The organism is Polynucleobacter sp. AM-7D1, assembly GCF_018688455.1.
Classification (GTDB): Bacteria; Pseudomonadota; Gammaproteobacteria; order Burkholderiales; family Burkholderiaceae; genus Polynucleobacter.
In genome coordinates, this window is the sequence record NZ_CP061319.1 from 820055 (window position 1) to 845879 (window position 25825).

Consider the following 25825-nt stretch of genomic DNA (forward strand, 5'->3'; position numbering starts at 1 on the left):
CCTTCTAATAGTAGATAGCGCATATGCAATTTTCTGAATCTTGGTTACGCCAATATGTAAATCCTTCGCTGGATAGCAATGCCTTAGGTCATGCAATGACTATGGCTGGCCTTGAGGTGGAAGAGCAGCATTCACTAGCACCCCCATTTACAAAGATTGTTGTTGCGCAAATCCTATCTGCTGAACAGCATCCGGATGCAGACCGCCTGCGTGTTTGTAAAGTTGACGCTGGTACTGGCCAAGAATTACAAATTGTCTGTGGCGCTCCCAATGCACGCGCAGGCATCAAAATTCCTTGTGCATTAGTTGGCGCTGAATTGCCACCATCAGAAGCGGGTGGCAAGCCATTCATAATTAAGGTGGGCAAGCTGCGCGGTGTCGAAAGTCAAGGGATGTTGTGCTCTGGTCGTGAGCTTGGTCTTGGTGATGATCACGAAGGTATCCTGGAGTTACCTTTAGATGCGCCAGTTGGCGAGGATATTCGTAAATACCTAAGCCTAGATGATCAGATCTTTGTTATCAAGCTGACCCCAAATAAAGCAGATTGTTTATCGCTCATGGGTATGGCTCGTGAAGTGTCGGCAATTACCGGTGCTGCATTGTGTGCACCGAAGTGGACTCCTGTAGATGTTGCTATCCAGGATAAGCTCAAAGTCACTATTGAAAACACTGATCTTTGTGGACGATTTGCAGGACGCGTGATTCGTGGTGTCAATCCAAAAGCTGCAACGCCTGATTGGATGATTCAACGTCTTTGCAATGCAGGTCAAAGAAGTATTTCTCCTTTAGTAGACCTATCTAACTATGTCATGTTGGAGATGGGTCAACCTACCCATGTATTTGATCTTGATAAGTTGACTGGTGACTTATCTGTGCGCTGGGCAAAGCCAGGTGAAACCCTTGAGTTATTAAATGGCCAGACAGTGACTCTGCAAGGCCCAGACTCTGCAGGCAAGATGCAGGACGCTGGTGTAGTTGCTGATCAAAGTGGTCCAGTAGCTTTAGCCGGAATCATGGGTGGCAATCACTGCGCCGTGACTGACGACACTAAAAACATTTATGTTGAAGCGGCTTATTGGCAGCCTTCAGCAATCCAAGGCCGTAGCCGTCGCTTCAACTTCAGTACAGATGCAGCACATCGTTTTGAGCGTGGTGTTGATCCACAAAATACCGCTCATTGCTTGGAGTATTTGACTGCTCTGATTGTTGAGGTATGTGGCGGCCAAGTTGGCCCAATTGATGATCAAGTATTGGCTATTCCTGAGCGCAAACCAGTAAAAATGCGTTTGGCTAGGGCCGAAAAGGTGATTGGTATTCCCCTCACTCAAGAAGTAGTTGCCGATGTCTTTAAACGCCTTGGTTTTGAATTCAAACAAGAGGGTGATGCGTTTGTCGTTACACCCCCAAGCTACCGCTTTGATATTGAAATCGAAGAAGATCTGATTGAAGAAGTCGCACGTATGTACGGCTTTGAAAATATTCCCGATGTTCCACCTATCTCATCTTTAAAGATGAGCGCCAAAGCTGAGGCAAAGCGTGGAGTGCACTTATTGCGTCAACGCTTAGCTCTGCAAGGGTATCAAGAGGCGGTGAATTTCGGATTTACCGATTTAGAAAGCGAGCAGCGTTTAGCTGCCGCTACTGAAAAAGATTTAATTGCTGTACTCAATCCAATCGCTAGTCAGTATAGCGTGATGCGTAGCAATCTATGGGGTGGTCTACTGGGTAATCTCAAGTCCAACCTCAATCGTGGTGCTAGCCGCGTCCGTTTATTTGAAACCGGTCGCGTCTTTAAGCGTGATTCGAGTGCACAAGAAGAGGCTGGTAAGGTGGCAGGCTTTCATCAGCCGCAGCAAGTTGGTGGTTTAGCTTACGGATCATTTGTCCCTGAGCAGTGGGCAAGTGTAGATCGCGCAGTGGATTTCTTTGATGTGAAGGGTGATTTGGAGCGTGTTCTGGATCCTTTGCATTTCACGACTGAGGCAGCCGTTCATCCTGCACTGCATCCCGGTCGTAGTGCGCAAATTCAATTGGTAAGCCCAACTGGTAAACAAAACATCGGTTGGATTGGTGAATTGCATCCTGGATTGCAGCAGGCTTACGAGTTACCTCAGGCACCAGTTCTGTTTGAGATGGATTTAGAGGCTATTCGCAATCTAGGTATTCCGCAACCAGAAGAGTTAAGCAAGTTTCCTGCAGTGCAGCGTGATTTAGCGGTAGTAGTGAAACAGACAGTCTCATCGCAAGCCTTATTAGATGCAATGAGCGCAAAGAAGCAAAACTTTGTTAAGGCAATTGAGTTATTTGATGAGTTCAAGCCAAAAGCTGGTTCAAGCAGCATGGCTGATGACGAAAAAAGTTTGGCTTTCCGCGTAACTTTGTTGAATCCGCAAGAAACCCTGCAGGATGCTCAAATTGAAGCGGTGATGACGGCTTTATTGGCTGCACTTGAGAAAAATTGCGCAGCCCGTCTGCGCTAGGTTTAATATTAGTAAAAGATATTACAAAGAGACTTCCGCCATGAATGATTTAGTTAGCAACGATACCGTTACCAAGAATGAGCTCTCGGAAGCTCTCTTTGATCAAGTTGGTCTGAATAAGCGCGAAGCTAAAGATATGATTGATGCCTTCTTTGATCGCATCGGACAGTCTCTAGGGGCGGGGGTTGAGGTAAAGATTTCTGGTTTCGGTAATTTCCAATTGCGCAATAAATCAGCCCGTCCAGGTCGTAATCCTAAAACTGGTGAGATGATTCCCATTGCAGCGCGTCGGGTTGTTACATTTCATGCAAGTCAAAAGCTCAAGGATGTAGTTGAGTCACATGCTCGAGAAAACAGCATTTGATGCTGGGTCGGCGCTGCTCAGTTCCCAGCTCCCCCCAATTCCCGCTAAGCGTTATTTCACTATTGGTGAGGTATCAGACCTCTGCGGCGTTCGATCGCACGTATTGCGCTATTGGGAACAAGAGTTCTCACAACTAAGCCCTCAAAAGCGTCGAGGTAATCGTCGTTACTATCAGCATCATGAAGTTGTTTTAATCCGCAAGATTAGAGCGCTTCTGTATGAAGAAGGCTTCACTATCAGTGGTGCCAGAAATCGCCTAGATGAGGCTCGTGGTGAGCTTCGCTTGCGTGATGAATTGCAGGCTGTTCTGCAAATTCTCTCTAAATAGTTACTGATACAATTTTTGTTTCTCGTCGGGGCGTAGCGCAGCCTGGTAGCGTACATGCATGGGGTGCATGTGGTCGGAGGTTCAAATCCTCTCGCCCCGACCATCACCTCAATTTCAAAATTGCTATGACATCCAGCACAAACAACACGACTTATTTTGGTTTAACTATTCCATTCTTGGCTCACTTGGGTGTTGTACCTGAGTATGCAGAAGGGGGTAAATCTCGCATTAGCTTGGTAATTAAGCCCGAGTTTGAGAATAGCTTTCATATTGCTCACGGTGGTGTTGTGATGACTCTTTTAGATTTTGCGATGGGTGCGGCGGCTCGAAGCACTGTTGATCAGCCTCTTGGTGCAATGACGATCGATATGAGCGTCAGCTTTCTGCGTCCCAGTGTTGGCAAGATCGTGGTGGAGGGCAGCGTCCTGAAATCTGGAAAAACGATTAATTATTGTGAGGCCGTAGTCTTAAATGAGGCCGGTGAAGTTACTGCTAAATCTAGCGGTACATTTATGCTGAGAAGATAGCTCATAAATGGCCATATTCAATATATTATTTATAATGAATATGTCAATTAATATAATCAAAAAACCCAAAAATCCTTATTTATCATAGGATATAAATTATATTTAAATATATATACTGTACTATTAAATATCTGTATATAATGATGGTTCAAGGATAACTAATTCTTTTTTATTCCATAAAACTAATATTCGGAGAAATTAATACATGTCTTCTTATAAAGAGCTTTTAGCCCAACGTGAATTGTTGGATAAACAGATTAAAGAAGCTGTTTTGCGTGAAAAAGCTGACGGTATCGCAAAAGCAAAACTTATTATTGAGCAGTATGGTCTGACAGCCTCAGATTTATTCAGTCGCAAAGCCGGTGCACGTAGCTCGAGCGGTAAGGTTGCTCCTAAGTATCGTAATCCTGCAACTGGTGAAACCTGGACTGGTCGTGGCAAGGCTCCAAAGTGGATTGAGGGTAGAGATCGCAGTAACTTCCTGATCTAAGATACTGATTTAAATAGATTTAATCTTAAAAAAGGCTGCTCAGTGTAAATTGAGCAGCCTTTAATTTTGGGTATTTGCGAGTTAAGACCCTAGGTACATTTTCTGTTCAAAGCCTGGATAAAGAGGGGTTCCAGCATTTCATGCCGATTTTGTCCAAGACTGGCTTCAATGTCTGGATTCGTAGCTGGGTAGCCAATAATGAGAGGATTTTGGTCAATTAGCCCATTTTGAAGTTCTTCCTGAAGGATCTCTGGGTATTGTGATCTCACCCCGACAGTATTTTCATCTGCGAGGCCCATTACCCCGGGATGAAGTCGAATAAATCCTTCATCTACTAAAATAGGAATGCGCTGTGTGTCCTTGTTTTTACTCAGATAATGGATTAAATGCACTTGCTCAACTGGCGGTATTAGTGCATCCAGAAATATCAAGTCTGGAGTAATTGAAACGGCCTTCATCAGACCTTCTAGGCTATCTACAGCAACCTCCATATCCACCTTTAATTGCCAGCATTGAATAGATTCAAGTAATTCATGGCTATTCTCGGCCCTCCTGAATATACCCATCGCAATACAGTTTTGAGTGGTTTTTTGGCGCATAGCTCGTTTACGGCGGGCAAGCTGCTGATCAAGTGAGGTCGCTAGAATTCGGCGATGACCGCCCCGTGTCTTCCAGGCGATTAATTCACCTAATTCAACCATTTTCTGGACTGTGCCTAGGGATACCTGCAACACTTTGGCGCTTTGACGGGTACTTAGATATTCTAAATCTGGGGTAATCGCTTTCATATTTCCTTAATCTCATTAATTCATTTGAAGATTTAGAGAATACGAATCAAATCTAAGTGAATCTGTCAGGAGGGGTTTAAATCTGGGTAGGAAAATTCTTATTCAAGATCTAAATAGGGGAAATACTCGTGCTACCCCAAAATCAGGGAAAGCCCTTTATGGATCAATGGGTAATCGTGTTAAATTAACGGTTGTAACAGTATTCGCACAGATCAATTCGTAAAGCGGTTTAGCCGTAGAGCGAATGGTTTTAACCACAGTTTTTATTCGGGAAACCCGATGAAAGGTGAGCATCATGATGCAGGATCAAAGAGATAATTCCTATCTCTTCGGCGGAAACGCCCCCTACGTAGAGGAACTCTACGAATCCTACTTGCACGATCCAGCTTCTGTAGCTGATCACTGGCGAGATTATTTTGATAACGTGAAGCAAATTCCAGCGGTCGATGGTTCGTCTCGAGCTGACGTTGCTCATGGACCTATTGTTGCTTCCTTTGCTGAGCGCGCGAAGCAAGGTCCTATTCGTACGGTATCCGCTGATTCGGCTGACTCTGAAATGGGTCGCAAGCGTGTAGCCGTTCAGCAGCTGATTGCTGCGTATCGCAACGTAGGTAATCGTTGGGCGGATATTGATCCCTTAAAGCGCACAGAGCGTCCGGATATTCCTGAATTAGATCCAGCCTTCTATGGCTTTGGTGACGGCGATATGGATATCGTCTTTAACACCAGCAATACATTCTTTGGTAAGAATGAAATGACCTTGCGTGATTTATTGCAAGCCTTGCGTCAAACCTACTGCGGCACCCTGGGTGCCGAGTACATGTTTATTGCAGACCAAAAGATTAAGAAGTGGTGGCAAGAGAAGTTAGAGTCCATTCGCTCAACCCCGCATTTCAATGTGGATCAAAAGCGTCATATCCTCGATCGCGTAACTGCAGCTGAAGGTTTGGAGCGCTATCTACAGGCTAAGTATGTTGGTCAAAAGCGTTTCTCTTTGGAGGGTGGCGAAAGCTTCATCGCCTGTATGGATGAGTTAATCCGTGAGGCTGGTTCCAAGGGTGTTCAAGAAATTGTGATTGGTATGGCCCACCGCGGTCGTCTCAACGTGTTGGTCAATACTTTGGGCAAGATGCCTACAGACTTGTTTGCTGAGTTTGAGCACAAGGGCCCAGAAACTTTGCCTGCAGGCGACGTGAAGTATCACCAGGGTTTCTCGAGTGATATTGCTACTCCCGCTGGTCCAGTGCATTTGTCATTGGCCTTTAATCCATCCCATCTAGAAATCGTGAACCCAGTGGTTGAGGGTTCTGCTCGTGCTCGTATGGAGCGTCGCGGCGATTTGTTGGGTGAGCAAGTGATGCCGGTATTGGTGCATGGTGATGCGGCGATTGCAGGCCAAGGCGTGATGCAAGAGACTTTAGCGATGGCGGAAGTTCGTGGCTACTCTACTGGTGGCACGATCCACATTGTGATCAACAACCAAATTGGTTTCACTACTTCAGATCCACGCGATTTGCGTTCAAGCTTGTATTGCACCGACATCATGAAGGTAATTGATGCGCCGGTACTGCACGTGAATGGTGATGATCCTGAGGCGGTGGTATTGGCAACAAAGTTGGCAGTAGAGTTCCGTAGCCAGTTTCACAAAGATGTTGCGATTGATATCGTTTGCTTCAGGAAGCTTGGTCACAACGAACAAGATACTCCTGCAATGACACAACCTTTGATGTACAAAATCATTGCAGCTCACCCAGGTACACGCAAGCATTACGCCGATAAGTTAGAGGCACAAGGTGTATTGCCAGTTGGTACTGGTGATTTGATGGTGAAAGAGTACCGTGCTGCAATGGATGCTGGTAAGCAAACCTCTGATCCAGTATTAAGTAACTTTAAGGGTAAGTTCGCAGTAGATTGGTCACCATTCTTAAATAAGAAGTGGACCGATGAAGCGGACACTGCAATTCCGTTAACTGAATGGAAGCGCTTAGCAGAGAGAGTCTCAACAGTTCGCGAAGGTTTCCAAGTTCACCCGCTGGTTGAGAAGGTTCTCAAAGACCGCGCTGCAATGGGTCGCGGTGAAACTAATATCGATTGGGGTATGGGTGAGCATATGGCTTTCGCATCCTTAGTGGCTAGTGGCTACCCAGTTCGCTTATCTGGCGAGGATAGTGGTCGTGGAACCTTTACCCATCGCCACGCAGTGCTTCATAACCAAAGCCGTGAAAAATGGGATAAAGGGGTTTACATTCCCCTCCGTCACATTGCAAAAGATCAAGCTCCATTCTTGGTAATTGACTCGATCTTGTCAGAGGAGGCTGTCCTTGGTTTTGAGTATGGATATGCAGCAGCTGAGCCTAATACCTTGACTATTTGGGAAGCGCAGTTCGGCGATTTTGCTAACGGTGCTCAAGTTGTAATTGACCAATTTATTGCTTCAGGTGAAGTGAAGTGGGGTCGCGCAAACGGCTTGGTCATGATGTTGCCGCACGGTTATGAAGGTCAGGGACCAGAGCATTCATCTGCACGTCTAGAGCGCTTCATGCAGTTGTGTGCTGATACCAATATGCAGGTGATTCAGCCAACTACGGCATCACAGATCTTCCACGTATTGCGTCGTCAGATGATTCGTCAGTTCCGCAAGCCGCTGATCTTGATGACACCAAAATCATTGCTACGTAACAAGGAAGCCGCTTCGCCATTGACTGAGTTCACCAAGGGTGGTTTCCAAACCATTCTTCCTGAACGCGATGACAGTATCGATGGCAAGAAGGTGACTCGTTTAGTAATGTGTTCCGGTAAGGTTTATTACGATCTAGCCAAAACACGTACCGAGAAAAAGCTTGATGATGTGGCAATTATTCGTTTGGAGCAACTCTATCCGTTCCCACATAAAGCGTTGACTGCTGAGTTGAAGAAGTACCCGAACCTTGAAGAGGTTGTGTGGTGTCAGGATGAACCACAAAACCAAGGCGCTTGGTTCTTTGTTCAGCACAATATTTTGGAGAACATGTCTGAAGGTATGAAGTTGGCATATGCGGGTCGTCCAGCATCAGCTTCACCAGCTTGTGGATATGCTCATCTCCATCAAGAACAGCAAAAGTCTCTTCTTACTGCAGCATTCGCAAAACTTAAGGGTTATGTCATTACGAAGTAATCGTAGACATCACTCAATATACAAACACTAAATAGGATTAATCATGGCTATTTTTGAAGTTAAAGTTCCCCAGCTCTCCGAGTCAGTAGCCGAAGCTACTTTGTTGCAATGGAAAAAGAAGGTCGGTGATGCTGTCGGTCAAGATGAGATTTTGATTGAGATTGAAACCGACAAAGTGGTGTTGGAAGTTCCCGCTCCATCTGCTGGGGTAATCACAGAGATCGTCGTTGCTGACGGCGGCACAGTTGTTGCTGAGCAGTTGATTGCGAAGATTGATAGTACTGCTGTTGCTTCTGCCGCCCCTGCAGCGGCTGTAGCTGCTGTAGCTGCTCCAGCCCCTGCAGCAACTCCCGCCGCCGCTCCTGCTAAAGCTGCACCGGCTGCTAAATCATCTGGCGCTGCTGCTGCACCTTCAGCTGCAAAGATTCTTGCAGAGAAAAATATCGATGCTGGTCAAGTTGCTGGTTCTGGACGTGATGGTCGCATCACTAAGGGTGACGCATTAAACGCTTCTGCCGGTGGTGCAAAATCTGCTGCATTGCCGAGCGCACCAATTCCAATGGGTGATCGTCCAGAAGAGCGTGTACCAATGAGCCGCTTGCGTGCTCGTATTGCTGAGCGCTTGCTTGAGTCACAGGCAAACAACGCCATCTTGACTACTTTCAATGAAGTCAACATGGCCCCAGTAATTGCCATGCGCAATAAGTACAAAGATCAGTTTGAAAAAGTGCATGGCGTGAAGTTGGGCTTCATGTCTTTCTTTGTTAAAGCTGCTACCCATGCGCTGAAGAAATTCCCATTGTTGAATGCCTCTGTTGATGGCAACGACATTGTTTACCACGGTTATTTTGATATTGGTATTGCGGTCAGTTCACCACGCGGCTTGGTAGTTCCAATTCTGCGTGACGTGGATCAAATGAATTTGGCAGACATCGAGAAAAAAATTGCTGAGTTTGGTGCGAAGGCACGCGACGGTAAACTGTCGATCGATGAGCTGACTGGCGGTACATTCTCGATTTCTAATGGTGGCGTATTTGGCTCCATGCTTTCCACTCCAATCATTAATCCTCCACAGTCTGCAATCTTGGGTATCCATGCAACTAAAGAGCGTGCAGTAGTTGAGAATGGTCAGATCGTAATTCGTCCAATTAACTACCTAGCATTGTCATATGACCATCGCATCATTGACGGTCGTGAGGCGGTTCTTGGTTTGGTTGCGATGAAGGATGCCTTGGAAGATCCTTCACGTCTTCTCCTTGATTTGTAAGAGGGAAGAACATGAGCCAATCATTTGACGTATTAGTAATCGGCGGCGGCCCTGGCGGCTACATCGCCGCGATCCGTGCAGCACAACTCGGCTTTAAGGTTGCTTGCGCTGAATCGAATGCCTATGACGATCCAAAAGGTGAGCCGCGCTTAGGTGGAACTTGCTTGAACGTGGGTTGCATTCCATCTAAAGCTTTGCTGGCTTCTTCTGAAGAATTTGAGAAGATTAGCCATCACGTTGCTGACCACGGCATCACTGTAGGATCAGTCAAGCTGGACTCCGGCAAGATGATCGCTCGTAAAGATGCGATTGTGACGAAGATGACTGCGGGTATTCAATTCCTGTTCCGCAAAAATAAAATTACCTTGTTAAAAGGACATGCTTCCTTTGAAGGCAAGGGTGCCGATGGCTACCAAGTCAAGATTGATGGTAAAGACAAAGAAGTGGTGACTGCTAAGAATGTAATCATCGCAACTGGCTCTAAAGCACGTCATTTGCCAGGTATTCCTGTCGATAACGTATTGATTAGCGATAACGAAGGTGGTTTGAAATTTGATTCCATTCCGAAGAAGCTTGGCGTTATTGGTGCTGGTGTAATCGGCTTGGAGCTTGGCTCTGTATGGCGCCGTGTTGGTTCTGATGTCACTATTCTGGAAGCGCTCCCGACTTTCTTGGGTGCTTGCGATCAAGGTATTGCTAAAGAAGCGCACAAGATTTTCACCAAGCAAGGGCTCAAAATCAACATGGGCGTCAAGATTGGTGAAGTCAAGGCAGACAAGAAGGGTGTTGTTGTTAACTACACCGATAGTGAAGGCAAAGCTCAGAAATTAGAGTGTGACCGTTTAATTGTTTCTGTTGGACGTGTTCCGAATACTGAAAAATTAGGTCTCGATAAGATTGGCCTTAAGGTGGATGAGCGTGGCTTCATTCCAATCGATGATCACACTTGCGCAACAGCTGCGCCTGGCGTTTACGCCGTAGGTGATGTTGTACGTGGACCAATGCTGGCCCATAAAGCGGAAGATGAAGGTGTGCTGGTTGCCGAAACGATTGCCGGTCAAAAACCCCATATCGACTACAACTGCATCCCTTGGGTAATCTATACCGATCCAGAAATTGCTTGGGTTGGTAAAACTGAAGAGCAGTTAAAACAGGCTGGTATTGCTTATAAGGCTGGTCAGTTCCCATTTGCTGCTAACGGTCGTGCATTGGGCATGGATCGTGCTGATGGCTTTGTCAAAGTATTGGCCGATGAAAAAACCGATGAAATCCTAGGCGTTCATATTATTGGACCAAATGCTTCTGACTTAATTGCTGAAGCAGCTGTGGCGATGGAGTTCAAAGCGGCAGCTGAAGATATTGCTCGTATCTGTCATCCACATCCAAGCCTGTCGGAAGTGGTTCGCGAAGCAGCATTGGCGACGGACAAACGTGCATTAAACATGTAATTGAAAGCATTAGAGTATTACCATCAAGAGTTAAAGACGCGCGGGTATCAGAGCGATCCCGCGCAGCTTGCTGCCATTGAGCGCTTACAGCGCTGTGAAGATGAATGGATTGCTTATAAAGAAATCCGTAGCAATGGCCTAAAAAAGAAACTGTTCAAACCAAAGCTTCCCCGTGGCGTTTATCTGTGGGGTGGAGTAGGTCGGGGCAAATCCTTTCTTATGGATTGCTTCTTTGCTGCATCCCCTTTAGAAAAAAAGATCCGCATTCATTTTCATGAGTTCATGCGCGAGGTTCACCGTGAACTTCATGAGCTCTCTGGAATGGCTGATCCTCTAGATGAGCTATCTAAAAGAATTGCCAAGAGATATAGACTGATTTGTTTTGATGAGTTTCATATCAATGACATCGCCGATGCGATGATTCTGTATCGCTTGTTGAGTGCACTGTTTGAGGATCGAGTGCAGTTTGTCATGACTTCTAATTACCAGCCTAGCCAGCTTTATCCCAATGGCTTGCATCGCGATCGTTTGCTTCCAGCTATTAAATTGCTTGAGGAACAGCTCGACGTGATGAATGTGGATGCTGGTAATGACTATCGCCGTGTGCAGATGGCTCAAGTTGAGGCCTATCTCACGCCAGTCAATGCAGAGACTCATACTGTATTAATGCGGATGTTCCACACCTTAATTGGGAATCAGAAGGAAACAGTTCGACCTGTGTTGCGTATTGAATCTCGAGAATTAAGGCCTTTGCATATGGCCGAGGGTATAGTTTGGTTTGATTTCCAGACTCTCTGCTGCGGCCCAAGATCCCAAAATGACTATTTAGAGATTGCCAAGCTCTTTCATACGGTGATTTTGTCCGGGGTGCCTTATATGCCACCCAGAATGACAAATGAAGCCCGCCGCTTTATTTGGCTGATTGACGTCCTGTATGACCATAAAATCAAGCTAATCATCTCCGCAGAGGTCCCAGCGGTGGATTTATACACTGAGGGTCAAATTACCAGCGAGTTCTCTAGGACGGTTTCTCGTTTAATTGAGATGCAGTCCCGTGACTACTTGGATGCACCTCGCCGGGTAATTGACACCAGCTTGACCTAAAATAGGGTCATGATCAGTAATTCCAGCCTCAACGCAGACTTACACTGCCATTCCGTTGTTTCTGATGGAACCCTAACTCCAGAGCAGTTGGCTGAGCGCGCCTATGCCAATGGCGTGCGTTTATGGGCTTTAACCGATCATGATGAATTAGGTGGGCAGGTAAGAGCTCAGGACGCCGCAAGCGCGCTGGGCATGGATTACCTTTCTGGGGTCGAAATTTCAGTCACCTGGATGGGGCAGACTATTCATATTGTTGGTTTGGGAATTGATGCTGCTCATGCAGGAATTTTGGAGGGCTTGCGACTGACTCGCGAAGGCCGTGGTAATCGCGCTAAGCAGATGGCAGAACAATTATTAAAGGCAGGCATACCAGGTGCCTATGAAGGCGCACTGCATTTTGCAGGCAATCATGAGCTTATTTCTCGTACGCATTTCGCACGGTTTTTGGTTGAGCAGGGCGTATGTCGCGATACCGATCAAGTATTTAAAAACTATTTAGTGGAAGACAAGCCAGGTTATGTGCCACACCTTTGGGCAACTTTGGATAATGCGGTTGCTTGGATTAAAGCCGCCGGTGGTGCCGCGGTGATTGCCCACCCTGGTCGTTATAAGTTGAGCTCCATGCAGATGGATGAGCTCTATAAGCACTTCAAAGAAATCGGCGGTATGGCAATTGAGGTGATTACGGGTAGCCATAGCCCGAATCAATATCAAACTTATGGCAAGATTGCCCAGCACTATGGATTTTTAGCTTCTCGTGGGTCAGATTTTCATGATCCAGAAGAGAGTTATATTGATCTCGGTAGCTTGCCACATTTGCCTGATCACTTAACTCCTGTGTGGTCGCTTTTCCACTAACCGCTTTCTCCTATTTGCTTAACTAGTTTTAATTACCTATAAGAATAAAGATCAAGATGTTTGCAGAACGTGTTCTATCTGGCATGCGACCTACTGGTAGCTTGCACCTCGGCCACTACCATGGTGTTTTAAAGAATTGGGTTCGCTTGCAGTCTGAGTATCCCTGCTACTTTTTTGTAGCCGATTGGCATGCCTTAACTACTCACTATGAAACCCCGGATGTCATTGAGCAATCAGTATGGGATATGGTGATTGACTGGTTAGCTTGTGGTGTTGATCCAAACCAAGCCACATTATTTATTCAGAGCAAGGTACCTGAGCATGCAGAGCTATTTTTGTTGCTGTCCATGGGTACGCCTCTGGGCTGGTTAGAGCGCGTGCCAACCTATAAAGATCAGATCGAGAAGCTCAAAGAAAAAGATTTGCAGACTTATGGTTTCTTGGGCTACCCCTTGTTACAGGCTGCTGATATTTTGATGTATCGCGCGCAGTTTGTTCCAGTAGGCGAAGACCAGGTGCCACACGTAGAGATGACGCGCGAAGTGGCACGCCGGTTTAACTATCTTTATGGTCGTGAGCCTGGCTTTGAAGAGAAGGCGCTAGAGGCAGTTAAAAAATTAGGCAGTAAACGTGCCAAGATGTATGCCGAGTTGCGGGTGGCTTTTCAGGAGCGGGGCGATGATGAGGCGCTAGAAGAGGCCAAAGCTTTGTTACAAGAAGCGCAAAGTCTTTCTATGGCTGACCGTGAAAGATTGTTTGGCTTCTTGGAAGGTGCTCGCAAAATTATTCTGCCTGAACCACAAGCTCTACTGACAACAGCATCACGCATGCCAGGTATTGATGGTCAAAAAATGTCTAAATCTTATGGCAATACGATTAGCATTCGTGAAAAGCCAGAAGAGGTGATTCGTTCAATCCGTACGATGCCAACTGATCCAGCGCGAGTGCGGAGAACTGATCCAGGTGATCCTGCGCGTTGCCCAGTATGGCAGTTGCATACCGTCTATTCCAATGATGAAACTAAGACTTGGGTTCAAAAAGAATGTCAGTCTGCAGGTATCGGCTGTTTGGAGTGCAAGCAACCCGTAATTGATGCGATTCTTGCTGAACAGCAACCCATGTTTGAGCGTGCCCAGAAATACTTGGATGATCCAAGCTTATTGCGTTCGATTATTGCGGATGGTTCGGACAAGGCTCGCAAGGTGGCCCAAGAAACGATGCGCGAGGTTCGTGAAGCTATGGGCTTGGCGTACGACTGAGGCATCCCATTGATTTCAGGCCACGATTCCATTGAAGTTGCCTCTCCCTGGGTAAGGCGTTTTGCACCAGCGATTCCGAAGGATGGCATGGTCTTAGATCTTGCCTGTGGCGCAGGTAGACATACTGCTTTATTGGCTTCTTTGGGTCATCAGATTCTCGCTGTTGACCAAGACATTTCTGCGCTTGAGCCGCTTCGAAGCAGCTCCATCCAAATTCAAGCCCTAGATCTTGAGGACTCTGACTGGCCTTTGTTAAATCAACACTTCTCAGGCATTGTGGTGACCAATTATCTATACCGTCCATTTTTGGATGAATTGCCCAAAATGCTGACCGAAGGCGGCATTTTGATCTATGAAACCTTTGCAGATGGGAATGCTGAGTTTGGCAAACCCTCAAACCCTAATTTCCTACTCAAATCAGGGGAATTGCTTGCTTTGGCCCACCGATCAGACCTTCAGGTCATAGCCTACGAGGATATTTACCTTGATCACCCTAAACCAGCTATGGTTCAGCGGATTTGTGCCGTAAAAGGGCATTTAAAAGGGTGCATTCCGTTACAATTTGGTGGTTAACATTCAGATAATTCAGACACATTAAGTGACTAATACAACACAATCCCAAGCTAGTAAAAAGCCTATCGCAGGCAGTATGCCCGCTATTGTGACGCCGATGTTCGAGGATGGAAGTCTGGATTTTCCGGCTTTACGTTCTTTGTTGGATTGGCACGTTGCTGAAGGTTCTGATGGAATCGTCATTGTTGGTACGAGCGGAGAGTCTCCCACCGTATCTGTAGATGAGCATTGTGAGTTGATTAAAGTCGCCGTTGAGCATATTGCCGGACGCATTCCAGTGATCGCGGGTACGGGTGGCAATTCCACTACCGAGGCTATCGAGTTAACCAATTTTGCAAAATCGGTTGGTGCTGACGCCAGCCTCCAGGTTGTTCCTTACTACAACAAGCCAACTCAAGAGGGTATGTACGCCCACTTCAAGAAAATAGCGGAGTCAGTTGATTTGCCTGTGATTCTTTATAACGTTCCTGGCCGAACTGTTGCTGATCTTGCGGGTGAGACTACCGTGCGTTTGGCCGGAGTGCCGGGTATTATTGGCATCAAGGATGCAACTGGCAGCATTGAGCGAGGCACTTTGTTGCTAGCCGATCTTAAGCGTGCTGGACATGCTAATTTTTCTGTATTTTCTGGCGACGATCTGAGTGCAGCAATGCTGATGTTGATGGGTGGTAAGGGTAATATTTCTGTTACTGCCAATATTGCCCCTCGTCTAATGCATCAATTGTGCCAGGCGGCAATGTCTGACGATGTCGTCAAGACACGTACTATTCAATATCAATTACTGGCTGTGCATAAAGCCATGTTTACTGAGGCAAATCCGATTCCTGTGAAATGGGCTCTGCATGAAATGGGCAAAGTCACTGCTGGAATTCGTTTACCTTTAACCCCTTTGAGCGTTGCTTTGCGTGAACCTTTGAAGACTGCAATGAAACAGGCCGGCTTACTATGACGAATGTGATGCAACTTGTGCGCCAGTATTGCGCAACTTTATTTATTCTTTCTTTGGCAAGTTTCTCTCTGCTGGGATGTAAATCAGTAACAACAAACGATACGGTTGATTACAAATCTGCTGGTGCTGTTCGTGGGCCTAATTTGTCCTACCCTCCTGATCTCATCACAGCTCAAGCTGATCGCAGATATATCGTTCAGGATGGCTCCGCTACGATGTCTGAGTACAACGCGGCAGTAAAAAAATCAGTACAGACTCGCAAGAATGTCATGACCGGCATTCCGGGTATGCGGATTGCTCGTGATGGTGAGCGTCGTTGGTTGGTTGTCGAAAAACCTGCTCCAGAGCTCTATCCACAAATCAAAGATTTCTGGCAGGAGAACGGTTTCCTATTGGTCATTGATTCACCCTCTACCGGCATCATGGAGACGGACTGGGCAGAAAATCGTGCCAAGATTGCTCAAGACTTTATTCGCTCAGCCATTGGCGGCGCCTTAGATTCAATTTATGATACTGGTGAGCGTGATAAGTACAAGACCCGCCTTGAGGTGAGCAAGCCCGGTGAAACAGAGGTTTACATTACTCAACGCGGCGCTATTGAAAAATGTACAACTGATAGTACCGGAGCCTGTATCTCAACCATTTGGACTGCACGTCCAAATGATCCTGAGCTCGAAGCAGTGTTCTTAGCTCGTTTAATGGAGCGCTTGGGTATGACGCAAGAAATGGCCAAGGCTCAAGTTGCAGCACCATTAGGCCCTAAGACACCAAAAGCAAAGCTAGTTCAAGAGGGTGTTAATACCGCCCATATTGAAATGGCCGCCGGCTTTGATCGTGCTTGGCGTGACACTGGTTTAGCTTTGGATCGATCTAACTTTACTGTTGAAGATCGTAATCGCGCTAACGGTGTTTACTATGTTCGCTACGTTAATCCCAAGGATTTGGGTGACACCAAAGGGTTCTTCTCAAATCTATTTAGCAGCAAGGACGATTCCAGCTTGAAGGCAAAGAAATACCTAGTAGTAGTTAAATCAACAGGGGATAATTCTTCAAGCATTTATGTTCAAAATGCTGATGGTAAGCCTGAAAATTCTGCTGCTGGCTTGCAACTTTTAACCTTGCTTACTGAGCAAATGGCCAGATAAGCACCAAGTAAAAAAACTTAGCCAATAAAAAAGCCGCTTTTCAGCGGCTTTTTTCTTCAAGAAGAAGATTACTTCTTAGCGTCAGCAGGTGCAGCAGGAGCAGCAGGAGCAGCAGGAGCAGCAGCTGGGGCAGCAGGTGCATCAGCAGCAGGCGCAGCAGCAGGAGCGGCAGCAGGTGCAGCAGGAGCAGCTTCAACAGGTTTTGCTTCTTCTTTTTTACCGCAAGCGGCCAAAGCGATTGCCAACATTGCTAAGAGTGCTAGTGACTTCTTCATTTGTAATTTCCTTTAAAAAAATTATTATTAATAACCGGTTATTAATACTTGGAAACTTCAGGGTTACCCCTTAGGTATTTTCCAGTAGACATTATAGCCATCTCTTTATTCGGCGCTAGAAAACCAGCCAGCCAGCCTCATATGCCTCAAAAAGACTATTACCCAGCCCAGTTTTACCTAGCAGACCTTGGAAACTCCTCTTGGCCGCAAGCTTGGACCAAGCCACCTGAGTTTGCTGATCTTGTCCACTGGTGACATCCTCTCCGTTGCAGTAAATCCGTTCACCTAGGGCAAGTAGTCTTGTTTGTGGATGCGGAATTACAGGCCGCTTGGAGATCTGAAGCTTAAATTCTTTAAGGGATAGGTGGTTTGCGGAACCATCAAAATAGGCCTGGGGTTTTGGTTCACTCAGGTAGGCAGTAATTCCAGGTAGAAATGTTTCTATGCGATCTAGTTTTAATTCCTTTAATTTTGTGGACACCTGTGCAATGATTTCCTCTGGAAGCTGTTCCGGGAAACGAGTTGCTCTTTGCTGTGGATCGGCAAAACGCTGCTCTAACTCAGGGATATCCTCAAGCGATTCAGCAAGGCGCCATAAACCTTCTTGCAGGATTTCCTTATAACTTTGCGCCCTGAAACCAACTGACCAAGTTTGACAGCCGCCATCTAAAGCAATGCCATCGTGTGCAACGTGAGGAGGTAGATAAAGCATATCGCCTGGCTCTAGATCCCACTCTTTTTCCATCTTAAAGTTCTGCAAGATCTTTAAAGGAAGCTTGGGATTTAGACTCAAATCCTTTTGTTCGGAAATACGCCAGCGCCGACGGCCTGACATCTGAATTAAAAAGACATCATAAGAATCAAAGTGTGGCCCAACTCCTCCACCTGGTCCGGCAATGCTTATCATTAAATCATCCAAACGAGCATCTGGAATAAAGCGAAACCAAGAAAGTATTTTTGCAGCTGCTGGATGTCTTGCTTCCATTCCTTGAAGTAGGAGTGTCCAGTCTGGCGAATCCAGTGGTGGGATCGATTTCTTTTTAAAGGGGCCATTTGAAAAAGTCCAGGGCTTGGCCTTAATTAATCTGGACTCAACTGCATCGTCACCTGCAATGTTGAATAACTCTTCAGGAGATATTGCGCTACCCAAGGGCTCACCTAATTTTTTTGCAAGCTCAAAGGCGGGGATAGCGCCACGCACCAATAAGGGTTTTTTGTGCCAATAGGATTTCATGAACTTCTCAGGGCTAATGCCCCCGAGAAGGGCCCATGGGCAATCCAGAGGGAGGTTTTGGGGTGCCCGGGGAGGATCGTAGGGCTTGCTCAAGTAAAATGAGTTCATATAGTCAGAAGCTGTTTAAAACACAATGTTGAATGAATTACGCATGAAGATCGAAAAAAATACCGTTGTATCCCTGCGCTACAAATTAACTGATGCGCAAAACAATATTATCGAGGAACCAGATTCTCCGATGGTATACCTGCATGGAGGATATGAGGGTACTTTTCCGAAGATTGAGACTTTATTAGATGGTCAAGATGTCGGTTATGAAGCCAGCATTCAGCTTGAACCCAGCGAAGCTTTTGGTGAGTACGATCCAGAGCTCTTAAAGATTGAACCACGTGCCCGTTTTCCGGAACCTTTGGAAGTAGGGATGCAGTTTGAGGGTGTGCCAGATGCCGAAGAAGAGGGTGAGTCTAGTGATGTGGATGAGGAGCCCTTGATCTATACCGTTACTGATGTAGCAGATAGCCAAGTAGTTTTAGATGGTAATCATCCGCTAGCTGGTATGGCCTTGCGTTTTTGGGTTCAAGTAGAGAATATTCGCGCTGCAACTGATGAGGAAATAGAAAATCAACACCCAGAGGGCGCTGAGGCATTCGCATTTGGGATGCCTGATGATGCTTCAGAGGAAGACGAGGATGAGGATGAGTTAATTGATGCCACACCTCATGCTGGCGGTTCATCCCCAACGCTGCATTAAGCTACTCTTTAAGCCATTCTTTTAAAGCACCAAGATCGCGCTTGGTGTCGCTTGATTCGCTAGCATCGGATGCTGGTGTGTTACTTAATTTAGCGATTACTTTTTCGAGAGCTGCAATTTTTGCTTCTTGCTCTAAGGTCGCATCAATCAAACCCTTCAATGCCATAGATACTGGATCATCTACGTTTGGAGTAACGCCATAAGCAGAGAAGTACTCTTTCACTTTGCTATCTGGTGTGCTTGCCTGCGGTAAATCTGGATGCAAAATGCGTGCAGGAATTCCTACTGCGGTGGCTCCGGCAGGGATTTCTTTTAGTACTACGGCATTAGATCCAACTCGAGCACCATCACCCACAGTAAAGCCGCCAAGAACTTTTGCTCCAGCACTAATGACTACGCCTTTACCTAAAGTAGGGTGACGCTTTACGCCTTTGTAGAGAGAGGTTCCACCTAAGGTAACCCCTTGATAGATGGTGCAATCATCACCAATCTCGGTAGTTTCTCCAATCACAATCCCAAGTCCATGATCTAAAAAAACGCGACGACCAATCTTTGCTCCAGGGTGAATTTCAATGCCGGTAATAAAGCGAGCCAACATTGACAGAAGGCGTGCAACCCATTTCAGGCCCAAGTTCCACAGACCATGAGATGCCCGATGAATCCACACAGCATGCAAACCTGGATAGCAGGTAATGACCTCGAGACGATTTCTCGCGGCGGGGTCACGCACGATGATGGAGTCGACTTGGTCGAAAAGTGAATTAAACATAAATCAATTTTAACGGGTAAAGGCTGAATTTATTTTCTGGAGAGCATCTGCTTGGCAATGCCGCGTAGAAGATCGATCTCTTCTTTATGGAGTCGAGTTCTAGCAAAGAGGGCTTGCAAGCGTGGCATAAGCTTCTTCGGGTTGGCGGGATCGAGATAGCCAATCGCTTCTAGCCCCTCACGCCAGTGCTCTAGCATGGCGGCTACGGCAGCCGGATCCGCAAAATCTACCACTTCCATGCTCGAATTTATGGGGGCAACCCCAGCATCTTTTGTCAAAGCCTCTCGCAGGGTAAAGGCGCAAACCATCATGGCTTGGGCGAGATTTAGAGATGGGTAGAGGGGGTTTGCATCGAGCCAAACCCGATGGGTGCAAAGTGAGAGATGGTGGTTATCTAAGCCGGTACGCTCTGGCCCAAACAGAAGAGCGACACGCTGTTCGCTAGCAATGGCTGCCTGAATGTGGGGGCGGGCATCTAGCCAGCTGATTGCTGGTGGCCCAAATTCACGATCGCGACTAGTTAAGCCCAGCACTAGGGGGCAGTCTTGAACGGCTGACTCTAGTGATGAGCTCTCTTGGCTAGATTCCAGAATATCAACGGCGCCACTGGCTAGGGCGATTGCCTCTGATGTGTGGGCAACCCTCGCAATCTTTGGTGAAATCAGGCGCAGATCACTAAATCCCATGGTTTTAAGTGCGCGCGCAGCTGAGCCTACGTTTCCAGGATGGCTGGTTTCAACCAAAACCCAGCGCAGTAACTGTGCTTGTGCGTTATTCATATCAACAGGAATTCTCTAGGAGCTTGGATGTTCAAAGGAGCAATCGTTTAGAATCATGGTGTTAGCTCCTTATTGTCCTGCAGTTTGCAATCTAGTGAGTTTGTTCTTATTTAATTTGTCCATCAATACTATGCATCCCATGTTAAATGTGGCCGTTAAGGCTGCCCGTCGTGCCGGAACCGTGATTAATAGGGCTTCTCTTAATTTAGAGCGCCTTCAGGTTGACCGCAAACAACATAATGACTTTGTTACCGAGGTGGACAGACAGGCTGAAGCGGCCATTATTGAGACGCTTAGCGAAGCCTATCCAACACATGGTTTTTTGGCTGAAGAAACTGGCGCTCAAAATAGCGATGCTGAAAACGTATGGATCATTGATCCCTTGGATGGCACGACCAACTTTATTCATGGCTTTCCGCAATATGCAGTTTCGATTGCGCTCTCAGTCAACGGCATCACTCAGCAAGCAGTGGTGTATGACCCAACTCGCGACGAACTCTTTACCGCTACACGTGGTGCAGGTGCCTACTTAGACCGCCGGCGTTTACGTGTTGCCACTCAAGACCGTTTAGCTAATTCTTTACTTGGCACCGGTTTTCCGTATCGCGAAGATCAGGATCTAGAAAAGTATTTAAAAATCTTTGCAGAGATGTCACGAAATTGTGCTGGTCTGCGTCGTCCTGGTGCTGCGTCTTTGGACTTAGCTTATGTTGCAGCCGGTCGTTACGATGGATTCTTTGAGAGTGATCTCAAGCCCTGGGATATGGCTGCGGGCGCATTATTAATTACTGAAGCAGGTGGGCTCATCGGCAACTACCGCGGCGAAGAAGGCTTCTTGCAAAGCGGTGAAGTAATGTGTGCAAACCCGCGTATTTTTGGTCAGATGGTGCAGTGCTTATCGAAATATTCCATCTGTTAATTTAGGTAGCAGAATTAAGTCTTAATCAGGTCGGCGTATCGAACGCCGTCTTGGTTAATGAGTAGCGTACTTGCGCGTGGTCGCCCACTTTCAGGGTGATCTAAATCCCAATCGGATAAGACCCAGCGCTGCCATTCTTGGGCCAAAAGATTTTCTTGATGGTGCCTGGGAAGATGAGTATGTCCATGAATCAATTGATTGCCATTCTGATCTCTCAGTACTGCAGCGCATGCTGCTAAGGTGACATCTGTTTTGGCTTGAGCGCCATCAACAGTAGAGCGCAGCGCACGCTGATATTGCACGCCACTATTGTTTCGCAGATGATTTGCAATCGAACGACGCCATTTCAAAGGTAATTTCAAGAATAATTTTTGAATCCAAGCTTTACGAACCCAACTACGAAACACCTGATAACCAATATCTGCTGTACAAAGAGAATCGCCATGACAAAGAACATATTCAGATCCAGCAATGTTGATCTTGCTTGGATCGGGCATGAAGGTCATGCCCGTTTTGCTTAAGAAATGCTTTCCAACTAAAAAATCTCGATTACCGTGAAGATAATATGTTTTCACTTTAGTCGAGAGTGTTGCAAGCGCATGCTTCACTTCTTGTTGAAAAGGGGAGTGCTGGGCAGCATCATCTCCAACCCAATACTCAAACAAGTCACCCAGGATAAATACAGCCTCTACCTTAGGGGCATCCTTTTCACAAAAATCAAAAAATCGTTGCGCCGTCAAGGGCATTGACGGCGTGAGATGTAAATCAGAAATGAATAACGCGCTCGCGTATTGCGGGATCATTCCTCGAGAACGCTTGCCTTTTCAATAACAACATCTTCTTTAGGAACATCTTGATGAAAGCCGGAATTACCAGTCTTTACTTTACGAATCGTATCAACCACATCTAGGCCATCAGTAACCTTGCCAAAAACGGCATAACCCCAGCCTTGAGCACTTGGTGAAGTGTGATTCAAGAAGTCATTGTCATTTACGTTAATGAAAAATTGGGCTGTCGCAGAGTGTGGATCGCTAGTGCGTGCCATGGCTACAGTGCCACGATCGTTCTTAAGACCATTGTTTGCCTCATTCTCAATTTGGGCGCCAGAAGATTTTTCTTTCAGTCCAGCAGTCATGCCTCCACCTTGAATCATGAAGTTATCAATGACGCGGTGGAAAATCGTGCCATCGTAGTGACCGCTTTTGACGTACTGTAAAAAATTGGCAACGGTCTTTGGTGCTTTAGCGGCATCTAAGGTGAGGGTGATATCACCCTGATTTGTTTTGAGTAGAACTTTAGCCATGGTGAATTAACTTTCTGATGAGTTAGTAGATAAAAAAATATAAAAATTAGTTCGAACTAGGTGATATCGGCGCGATTGCTGGTGCTGTTGGGGCAGCCCTTTTCTTGGGCGGCTTTAATATTTCCATGAGTGCTTTTGCACGATTGCTGTATTGGCGCTGATTGAGAACAGCATCTTTTGCTGCATTGTCGTAGGACTGTGCTGCAAGGCGAATGTAGACCTCACCTAAGTTGGCTGCGGCTACGGTATAGCTAGGGCGTAATTTCAGAGCAAGCTCTAAGTAATCCCTAGCCTCAATCCAATTGCCTTGGTTCGCTGCCAGTGCGGCTAGGTTGTTATAAGGCTCTGGCAACTCTGGAAATTGTTGGGTAATTTCAATTAATGTCTTCTTGGCTAGATCCCACTGGCGCATTTCAATCTGCATGCGCGCTTTGACATAACGTAACTGCACGTTACCTGGGGTTTTCTTGAGACGCTGGTTAATGAGGTCGATGGCTTCCGGGTATTTTTTTGCTTTAACCAATTTTTCAACATCTGATGGAACCCCATTTTTAGTGACTGGATCTGGCTCAATAATCAAAAACGATAGAAAAGGAACGGCTACGGAGTCTGAAAGCTCAGAATTAAATTGATCGTACCCAGCATCATTACCGGCTAGTCTTGGTGGGTCATTGGGGCCATAGGAGCCCAAATAGGGGGCTTGGGTGCCTTGAGGGGCGCCGGCTGAGGCGGCATTAAGGGCCTTAATTTCAGCATCAGCCAGTTGTTGGCCTGGCGTGCTGCAACCAGCCAGTAATAAAAAAGCAAAAATAGTGCTCAAGCCAGCCAATTGGGCCGGACGTGGTGAAAAAAGGTTAACTGGCATAGGGGGCGGGGTGAAAAACGGGCTCATTCGATATACTCAGCGCTCAGTCTAACAAATTGGCGCTACTTGCCCCCCTTTATAGCCCCTATGCTGCAAATCTATAACACCCTCAGTCGCTCTAAACAGGCCTTTGTACCCATCGAGCCGGGTAAGGTGAAGATGTATGTCTGTGGAATGACCGTATATGACTTTTGCCATATTGGGCATGCCCGGGTGATGATTGTGTTTGATATGGTGGTGCGCTGGTTGCGGGCTAGTGGCTACGAAGTGGTATACGTTCGCAATATCACTGATATCGATGACAAGATCATCAATCGCGCCATTGAGAATAGTGAGCCCATTGCGGCGCTGACCCAGCGTTTTATTGATGCAATGCATGCCGACTCGGATGAGTTGGGCTTAATGCATCCAGATCACGAGCCCCGCGCAACAGATTACATAAGCCAAATGCAGGGCATGATTGGGCGTTTGATAGAAAAAGAATTGGCCTATCAAGGCGATGATGGCGATATCAATTTTGCTGTTCGCTTATTTCCTGAGTACGGTCGTCTCTCCGGTAAATCTTTAGATGAATTAAATGCGGGTGAGCGTGTCGCAGTTGGCGGTGGCAAACGGGATCCCTTGGATTTTGTTTTATGGAAAAGCGCTAAACCAGATGAGCCTGCGGATACTCGCTGGAAATCACCGTGGGGTGAAGGTCGTCCTGGATGGCATATTGAGTGCTCTGCTATGTCCTGCGATTTGCTAGGTGAGCATTTTGATATTCATGGTGGTGGTGCTGATTTGCAATTTCCTCATCATGAGAACGAAATCGCTCAGAGTGAGGGAGCTTTATATGGCCAAGATCATCAGGCTAGCGATCAACCTTTTGTAAATTACTGGATGCACAACGGACACATTCGTGTGAATGAAGAAAAAATGTCCAAGTCCTTGGGTAATTTTTTCTTGATTCGAGATGTCCTGAAGAATTTCGACCCTGAGGTCTTGCGTTTCTTTATGTTGCGTGCCCACTATCGTAGCCCTATTAACTATAGCGATGCTCAGCTTGAAGAGGCACGCTCAGGCTTAGTTCGTTTGTACACGGCATTAGCTCAAGCGCCAGCAAGCAATCAGGCTCTAGACCCCCATTCTCCATGGGCTAAGCGTTTTACTGATGCTATGAATGATGACTTCAATACTCCTGAGGCTATTGCAGCTCTATTTGATTTGGCAAGCGAAGTCAATCGTACGCAGGGTAATGAGAAGGTGCAGCTAGCCTCCACCCTCAAAGGCTTGGCTGCTACCCTCAACTTCTTGCAGCGAGAGCCAACTCTATTTTTGCAAGAAGGATCTCGTGGTGGTGACGTAGGTTTATCTGCTGCTGCAATTGAAGAGCAGATCGCTGCACGAGTTGCGGCAAAGCAAGCCAAAGATTTTGCTAAGGCAGATTTGATTCGCACAACTTTATTGGAACAGGGTGTAGTCTTGGAGGACAAACCTGGTGGCCTGACTGAATGGCGTAGAAATTAAGTAATTCAATTCGTGATTGAGAATGCATTTTGACTAAAGCAGCAGAGCAAGAAATTTTTGAAGAATCAGCCCCGGAGTATTGGGAGCAGGCTTGTGCTGAGTTGATTAAACAAGACCGTATCCTAAAAAAATTGATTCCGAAGCATGGCTCAGTTTTTTTGAGGACTCGCGGTGATGCATTTACGACATTGGCAAGATCGATTGTTGGTCAGCAAATTTCTGTAGCAGCAGCTCAGTCGGTTTGGAATAAAGTCTTGCTTGCCGCTAAAAACAAAGTTAACCCTAAAAATATCCTTGCTTTAAGTGTTGAAGAATTACGTTCGGCTGGTTTATCGGGTCGTAAGGTCGAGTACATCCGTGATTTAGCTGAGCACTTCAATTCTGGCCGTTTGCATGCCAATCAGTGGACAGGCATGGAAGATGAGGCCATCATCAAAGAGTTATGTGAAATTCGGGGTATTGGGCGCTGGACCGCTGAAATGTTCCTTATTTTCAATATGGTTAGACCGAATATCCTCCCTTTAGACGATGTCGGTCTAATTAAGGCCATTTCCCTCAATTACTTCAGTGGAGAGCCTGTTAGCAGGCATGAGGCCCGCGAAGTGGCTGCCAATTGGGCCCCTTGGCGCACGGTTGCAACCTGGTATATGTGGAGAAGTCTCGACCCCATTCCCGTTGAATATTAAA

The 25825-nt window shown here is 46.5% G+C and carries 25 protein-coding genes, 1 tRNA gene and 1 pseudogene; 19 read left to right on the forward strand and 8 right to left on the reverse strand.

Annotation, left to right across the window (positions count from 1 at the left end):
• The first annotated feature begins 23 nt into the window (after nucleotides 1-23).
• From pheT to GQ359_RS04300, 6 genes are all read left to right on the forward strand, one after another.
• Entirely contained in the window at nucleotides 24-2480 is a 2457-nt protein-coding gene (gene pheT / locus GQ359_RS04275) for a phenylalanine--tRNA ligase subunit beta (RefSeq protein WP_215387716.1), read from the forward strand.
• Nucleotides 2481-2520: 40 nt separating this feature from the next.
• Nucleotides 2521-2844, forward strand: a complete 324-nt coding sequence (locus GQ359_RS04280) for an integration host factor subunit alpha (RefSeq protein WP_215303470.1) — start codon at nucleotides 2521-2523, stop codon at nucleotides 2842-2844.
• Nucleotides 2822-3172 carry a MerR family transcriptional regulator gene (locus GQ359_RS04285; RefSeq protein WP_215303472.1) on the forward strand — a complete coding sequence of 117 codons (351 nt, stop codon included), beginning with the start codon at nucleotides 2822-2824 and terminating at the stop codon, nucleotides 3170-3172. Before GQ359_RS04280 ends, GQ359_RS04285 begins: the two co-directional genes overlap by 23 nt.
• Before the next feature lie 26 nt (nucleotides 3173-3198).
• Nucleotides 3199-3275, forward strand: a tRNA-Pro gene (locus GQ359_RS04290).
• A gap of 22 nt (nucleotides 3276-3297) precedes the next feature.
• Nucleotides 3298-3699: a PaaI family thioesterase gene (locus GQ359_RS04295; protein WP_215303474.1), complete on the forward strand. Its 402-nt coding sequence runs from the start codon at nucleotides 3298-3300 to the stop codon at nucleotides 3697-3699.
• A 205-nt stretch (nucleotides 3700-3904) separates the two neighbouring features.
• Nucleotides 3905-4189: an H-NS family nucleoid-associated regulatory protein gene (locus GQ359_RS04300; protein WP_215303476.1), complete on the forward strand. Its 285-nt coding sequence runs from the start codon at nucleotides 3905-3907 to the stop codon at nucleotides 4187-4189.
• Nucleotides 4190-4278: 89 nt separating this feature from the next.
• Here the strand turns inward: GQ359_RS04300 and GQ359_RS04305 are convergent, their stop codons facing one another.
• The gene (locus tag GQ359_RS04305) at nucleotides 4279-4977 is read right to left on the reverse strand and encodes an excisionase family DNA-binding protein (protein ID WP_215387717.1); all 699 of its coding nucleotides are present in this window, start codon (nucleotides 4975-4977) and stop codon (nucleotides 4279-4281) included.
• A gap of 295 nt (nucleotides 4978-5272) precedes the next feature.
• Between GQ359_RS04305 and GQ359_RS04310 the strand changes: the two genes are divergently transcribed.
• The 9 genes from GQ359_RS04310 (at nucleotide 5273) to bamC (ending at nucleotide 16734) form a co-directional block, all read left to right on the forward strand.
• A complete protein-coding gene (locus GQ359_RS04310; RefSeq protein ID WP_215387718.1) occupies nucleotides 5273-8131 on the forward strand; it encodes a 2-oxoglutarate dehydrogenase E1 component in 2859 nt (952 codons plus the stop codon).
• A 43-nt stretch (nucleotides 8132-8174) separates the two neighbouring features.
• A complete protein-coding gene (gene odhB, locus GQ359_RS04315) occupies nucleotides 8175-9398 on the forward strand; it encodes a 2-oxoglutarate dehydrogenase complex dihydrolipoyllysine-residue succinyltransferase (RefSeq protein WP_215387719.1) in 1224 nt (407 codons plus the stop codon).
• A gap of 11 nt (nucleotides 9399-9409) precedes the next feature.
• Nucleotides 9410-10846 carry a dihydrolipoyl dehydrogenase gene (lpdA, locus tag GQ359_RS04320; RefSeq protein WP_215334904.1) on the forward strand — a complete coding sequence of 479 codons (1437 nt, stop codon included), beginning with the start codon at nucleotides 9410-9412 and terminating at the stop codon, nucleotides 10844-10846.
• Nucleotides 10847-11950, forward strand: coding sequence for a cell division protein ZapE (gene zapE / locus GQ359_RS04325; RefSeq protein WP_215387720.1), 1104 nt, complete (start codon nucleotides 10847-10849; stop codon nucleotides 11948-11950).
• 9 nt (nucleotides 11951-11959) lie between these two features.
• Nucleotides 11960-12808, forward strand: a complete 849-nt coding sequence (locus GQ359_RS04330; RefSeq protein ID WP_215387721.1) for a 3',5'-nucleoside bisphosphate phosphatase — start codon at nucleotides 11960-11962, stop codon at nucleotides 12806-12808.
• Between the two features lie 56 nt (nucleotides 12809-12864).
• Complete coding sequence (locus GQ359_RS04335; RefSeq protein ID WP_215303492.1) at nucleotides 12865-14067, forward strand: tryptophan--tRNA ligase; 1203 nt, start codon at nucleotides 12865-12867, stop codon at nucleotides 14065-14067.
• Nucleotides 14068-14076: 9 nt separating this feature from the next.
• Nucleotides 14077-14640, forward strand: coding sequence for a bifunctional 2-polyprenyl-6-hydroxyphenol methylase/3-demethylubiquinol 3-O-methyltransferase UbiG (locus tag GQ359_RS04340; RefSeq protein WP_251367929.1), 564 nt, complete (start codon nucleotides 14077-14079; stop codon nucleotides 14638-14640).
• A gap of 76 nt (nucleotides 14641-14716) precedes the next feature.
• On the forward strand, nucleotides 14717-15589 hold the full coding sequence (dapA, locus tag GQ359_RS04345) for a 4-hydroxy-tetrahydrodipicolinate synthase (RefSeq protein ID WP_215303841.1): 873 nt from the start codon (nucleotides 14717-14719) through the stop codon (nucleotides 15587-15589).
• Nucleotides 15590-15597: 8 nt separating this feature from the next.
• Nucleotides 15598-16734 (forward strand): outer membrane protein assembly factor BamC, encoded by a 1137-nt coding sequence (gene bamC, locus GQ359_RS04350; protein WP_251367930.1) that lies wholly within the window; start codon nucleotides 15598-15600, stop codon nucleotides 16732-16734.
• A gap of 68 nt (nucleotides 16735-16802) precedes the next feature.
• On the opposite strand, the gene GQ359_RS04355 is transcribed toward bamC, so the two are convergent.
• On the reverse strand, nucleotides 16803-17009 hold the full coding sequence (locus tag GQ359_RS04355; protein WP_215303496.1) for a hypothetical protein: 207 nt from the start codon (nucleotides 17007-17009) through the stop codon (nucleotides 16803-16805).
• A gap of 115 nt (nucleotides 17010-17124) precedes the next feature.
• A complete protein-coding gene (locus GQ359_RS04360; protein WP_251367931.1) occupies nucleotides 17125-18243 on the reverse strand; it encodes a cupin domain-containing protein in 1119 nt (372 codons plus the stop codon).
• A gap of 151 nt (nucleotides 18244-18394) precedes the next feature.
• Here GQ359_RS04360 and GQ359_RS04365 point away from each other — a divergent pair, with 151 nt between their 5' ends.
• Nucleotides 18395-18994 (forward strand): peptidylprolyl isomerase, encoded by a 600-nt coding sequence (locus GQ359_RS04365; RefSeq protein WP_215387724.1) that lies wholly within the window; start codon nucleotides 18395-18397, stop codon nucleotides 18992-18994.
• A 1-nt stretch (nucleotide 18995) separates the two neighbouring features.
• On the opposite strand, the gene cysE is transcribed toward GQ359_RS04365, so the two are convergent.
• The gene (cysE, locus tag GQ359_RS04370; protein ID WP_215303502.1) at nucleotides 18996-19763 is read right to left on the reverse strand and encodes a serine O-acetyltransferase; all 768 of its coding nucleotides are present in this window, start codon (nucleotides 19761-19763) and stop codon (nucleotides 18996-18998) included.
• 29 nt (nucleotides 19764-19792) lie between these two features.
• Nucleotides 19793-20542 carry an RNA methyltransferase gene (locus GQ359_RS04375; RefSeq protein WP_215387725.1) on the reverse strand — a complete coding sequence of 250 codons (750 nt, stop codon included), beginning with the start codon at nucleotides 20540-20542 and terminating at the stop codon, nucleotides 19793-19795.
• Nucleotides 20543-20672: 130 nt separating this feature from the next.
• Between GQ359_RS04375 and GQ359_RS04380 the strand changes: the two genes are divergently transcribed.
• Nucleotides 20673-21461, forward strand: a complete 789-nt coding sequence (locus GQ359_RS04380; protein WP_215303506.1) for an inositol monophosphatase family protein — start codon at nucleotides 20673-20675, stop codon at nucleotides 21459-21461.
• 14 nt (nucleotides 21462-21475) lie between these two features.
• Here GQ359_RS04380 and GQ359_RS04385 read toward each other — a convergent pair whose 3' ends face one another.
• From GQ359_RS04385 to GQ359_RS04395, 3 genes are read right to left on the reverse strand one after another with little or no spacing between them, the layout of a single operon-like run.
• The gene (locus tag GQ359_RS04385) at nucleotides 21476-22264 is read right to left on the reverse strand and encodes a UDP-2,3-diacylglucosamine diphosphatase (protein ID WP_215387726.1); all 789 of its coding nucleotides are present in this window, start codon (nucleotides 22262-22264) and stop codon (nucleotides 21476-21478) included.
• Entirely contained in the window at nucleotides 22261-22764 is a 504-nt protein-coding gene (locus GQ359_RS04390) for a peptidylprolyl isomerase (protein WP_215387727.1), read from the reverse strand. Before GQ359_RS04390 ends, GQ359_RS04385 begins: the two co-directional genes overlap by 4 nt.
• Nucleotides 22765-22810: 46 nt before the next feature.
• Complete coding sequence (locus GQ359_RS04395) at nucleotides 22811-23629, reverse strand: lipopolysaccharide assembly protein LapB (RefSeq protein WP_251367932.1); 819 nt, start codon at nucleotides 23627-23629, stop codon at nucleotides 22811-22813.
• A gap of 87 nt (nucleotides 23630-23716) precedes the next feature.
• Between GQ359_RS04395 and cysS the strand changes: the two genes are divergently transcribed.
• Both cysS and GQ359_RS04405 read left to right on the forward strand, forming a co-directional pair.
• Nucleotides 23717-25138, forward strand: a complete 1422-nt coding sequence (gene cysS, locus GQ359_RS04400; protein WP_215387729.1) for a cysteine--tRNA ligase — start codon at nucleotides 23717-23719, stop codon at nucleotides 25136-25138.
• A 59-nt stretch (nucleotides 25139-25197) separates the two neighbouring features.
• Nucleotides 25198-25824: pseudogene (locus GQ359_RS04405) on the forward strand (DNA-3-methyladenine glycosylase); the annotation flags it as partial.
• Nucleotide 25825 lies beyond the last annotated feature (1 nt).

Coding starts and splice junctions, on each gene's coding strand:
- GQ359_RS04310 (WP_215387718.1), top strand. CDS start 5,273: ATGATGCAGGATCAAAGAGATAATTCCTATCTCTTCGGCGGAAACGCC.
- GQ359_RS04295 (WP_215303474.1), top strand. CDS start 3,298: ATGACATCCAGCACAAACAACACGACTTATTTTGGTTTAACTATTCCA.
- GQ359_RS04380 (WP_215303506.1), top strand. CDS start 20,673: ATGCATCCCATGTTAAATGTGGCCGTTAAGGCTGCCCGTCGTGCCGGA.
- GQ359_RS04360 (WP_251367931.1), bottom strand. CDS start 18,243: ATGAAATCCTATTGGCACAAAAAACCCTTATTGGTGCGTGGCGCTATC.
- bamC (WP_251367930.1), top strand. CDS start 15,598: ATGCAACTTGTGCGCCAGTATTGCGCAACTTTATTTATTCTTTCTTTG.
- GQ359_RS04335 (WP_215303492.1), top strand. CDS start 12,865: ATGTTTGCAGAACGTGTTCTATCTGGCATGCGACCTACTGGTAGCTTG.
- GQ359_RS04280 (WP_215303470.1), top strand. CDS start 2,521: ATGAATGATTTAGTTAGCAACGATACCGTTACCAAGAATGAGCTCTCG.
- GQ359_RS04300 (WP_215303476.1), top strand. CDS start 3,905: ATGTCTTCTTATAAAGAGCTTTTAGCCCAACGTGAATTGTTGGATAAA.
- GQ359_RS04355 (WP_215303496.1), bottom strand. CDS start 17,009: ATGAAGAAGTCACTAGCACTCTTAGCAATGTTGGCAATCGCTTTGGCC.
- GQ359_RS04365 (WP_215387724.1), top strand. CDS start 18,395: ATGAAGATCGAAAAAAATACCGTTGTATCCCTGCGCTACAAATTAACT.
- cysE (WP_215303502.1), bottom strand. CDS start 19,763: ATGTTTAATTCACTTTTCGACCAAGTCGACTCCATCATCGTGCGTGAC.
- GQ359_RS04330 (WP_215387721.1), top strand. CDS start 11,960: ATGATCAGTAATTCCAGCCTCAACGCAGACTTACACTGCCATTCCGTT.
- odhB (WP_215387719.1), top strand. CDS start 8,175: ATGGCTATTTTTGAAGTTAAAGTTCCCCAGCTCTCCGAGTCAGTAGCC.
- GQ359_RS04395 (WP_251367932.1), bottom strand. CDS start 23,629: ATGCCAGTTAACCTTTTTTCACCACGTCCGGCCCAATTGGCTGGCTTG.
- lpdA (WP_215334904.1), top strand. CDS start 9,410: ATGAGCCAATCATTTGACGTATTAGTAATCGGCGGCGGCCCTGGCGGC.
- pheT (WP_215387716.1), top strand. CDS start 24: ATGCAATTTTCTGAATCTTGGTTACGCCAATATGTAAATCCTTCGCTG.
- cysS (WP_215387729.1), top strand. CDS start 23,717: ATGCTGCAAATCTATAACACCCTCAGTCGCTCTAAACAGGCCTTTGTA.
- GQ359_RS04305 (WP_215387717.1), bottom strand. CDS start 4,977: ATGAAAGCGATTACCCCAGATTTAGAATATCTAAGTACCCGTCAAAGC.
- GQ359_RS04375 (WP_215387725.1), bottom strand. CDS start 20,542: ATGAATAACGCACAAGCACAGTTACTGCGCTGGGTTTTGGTTGAAACC.
- GQ359_RS04385 (WP_215387726.1), bottom strand. CDS start 22,264: ATGATCCCGCAATACGCGAGCGCGTTATTCATTTCTGATTTACATCTC.
- dapA (WP_215303841.1), top strand. CDS start 14,717: ATGCCCGCTATTGTGACGCCGATGTTCGAGGATGGAAGTCTGGATTTT.
- GQ359_RS04390 (WP_215387727.1), bottom strand. CDS start 22,764: ATGGCTAAAGTTCTACTCAAAACAAATCAGGGTGATATCACCCTCACC.
- GQ359_RS04285 (WP_215303472.1), top strand. CDS start 2,822: ATGCTCGAGAAAACAGCATTTGATGCTGGGTCGGCGCTGCTCAGTTCC.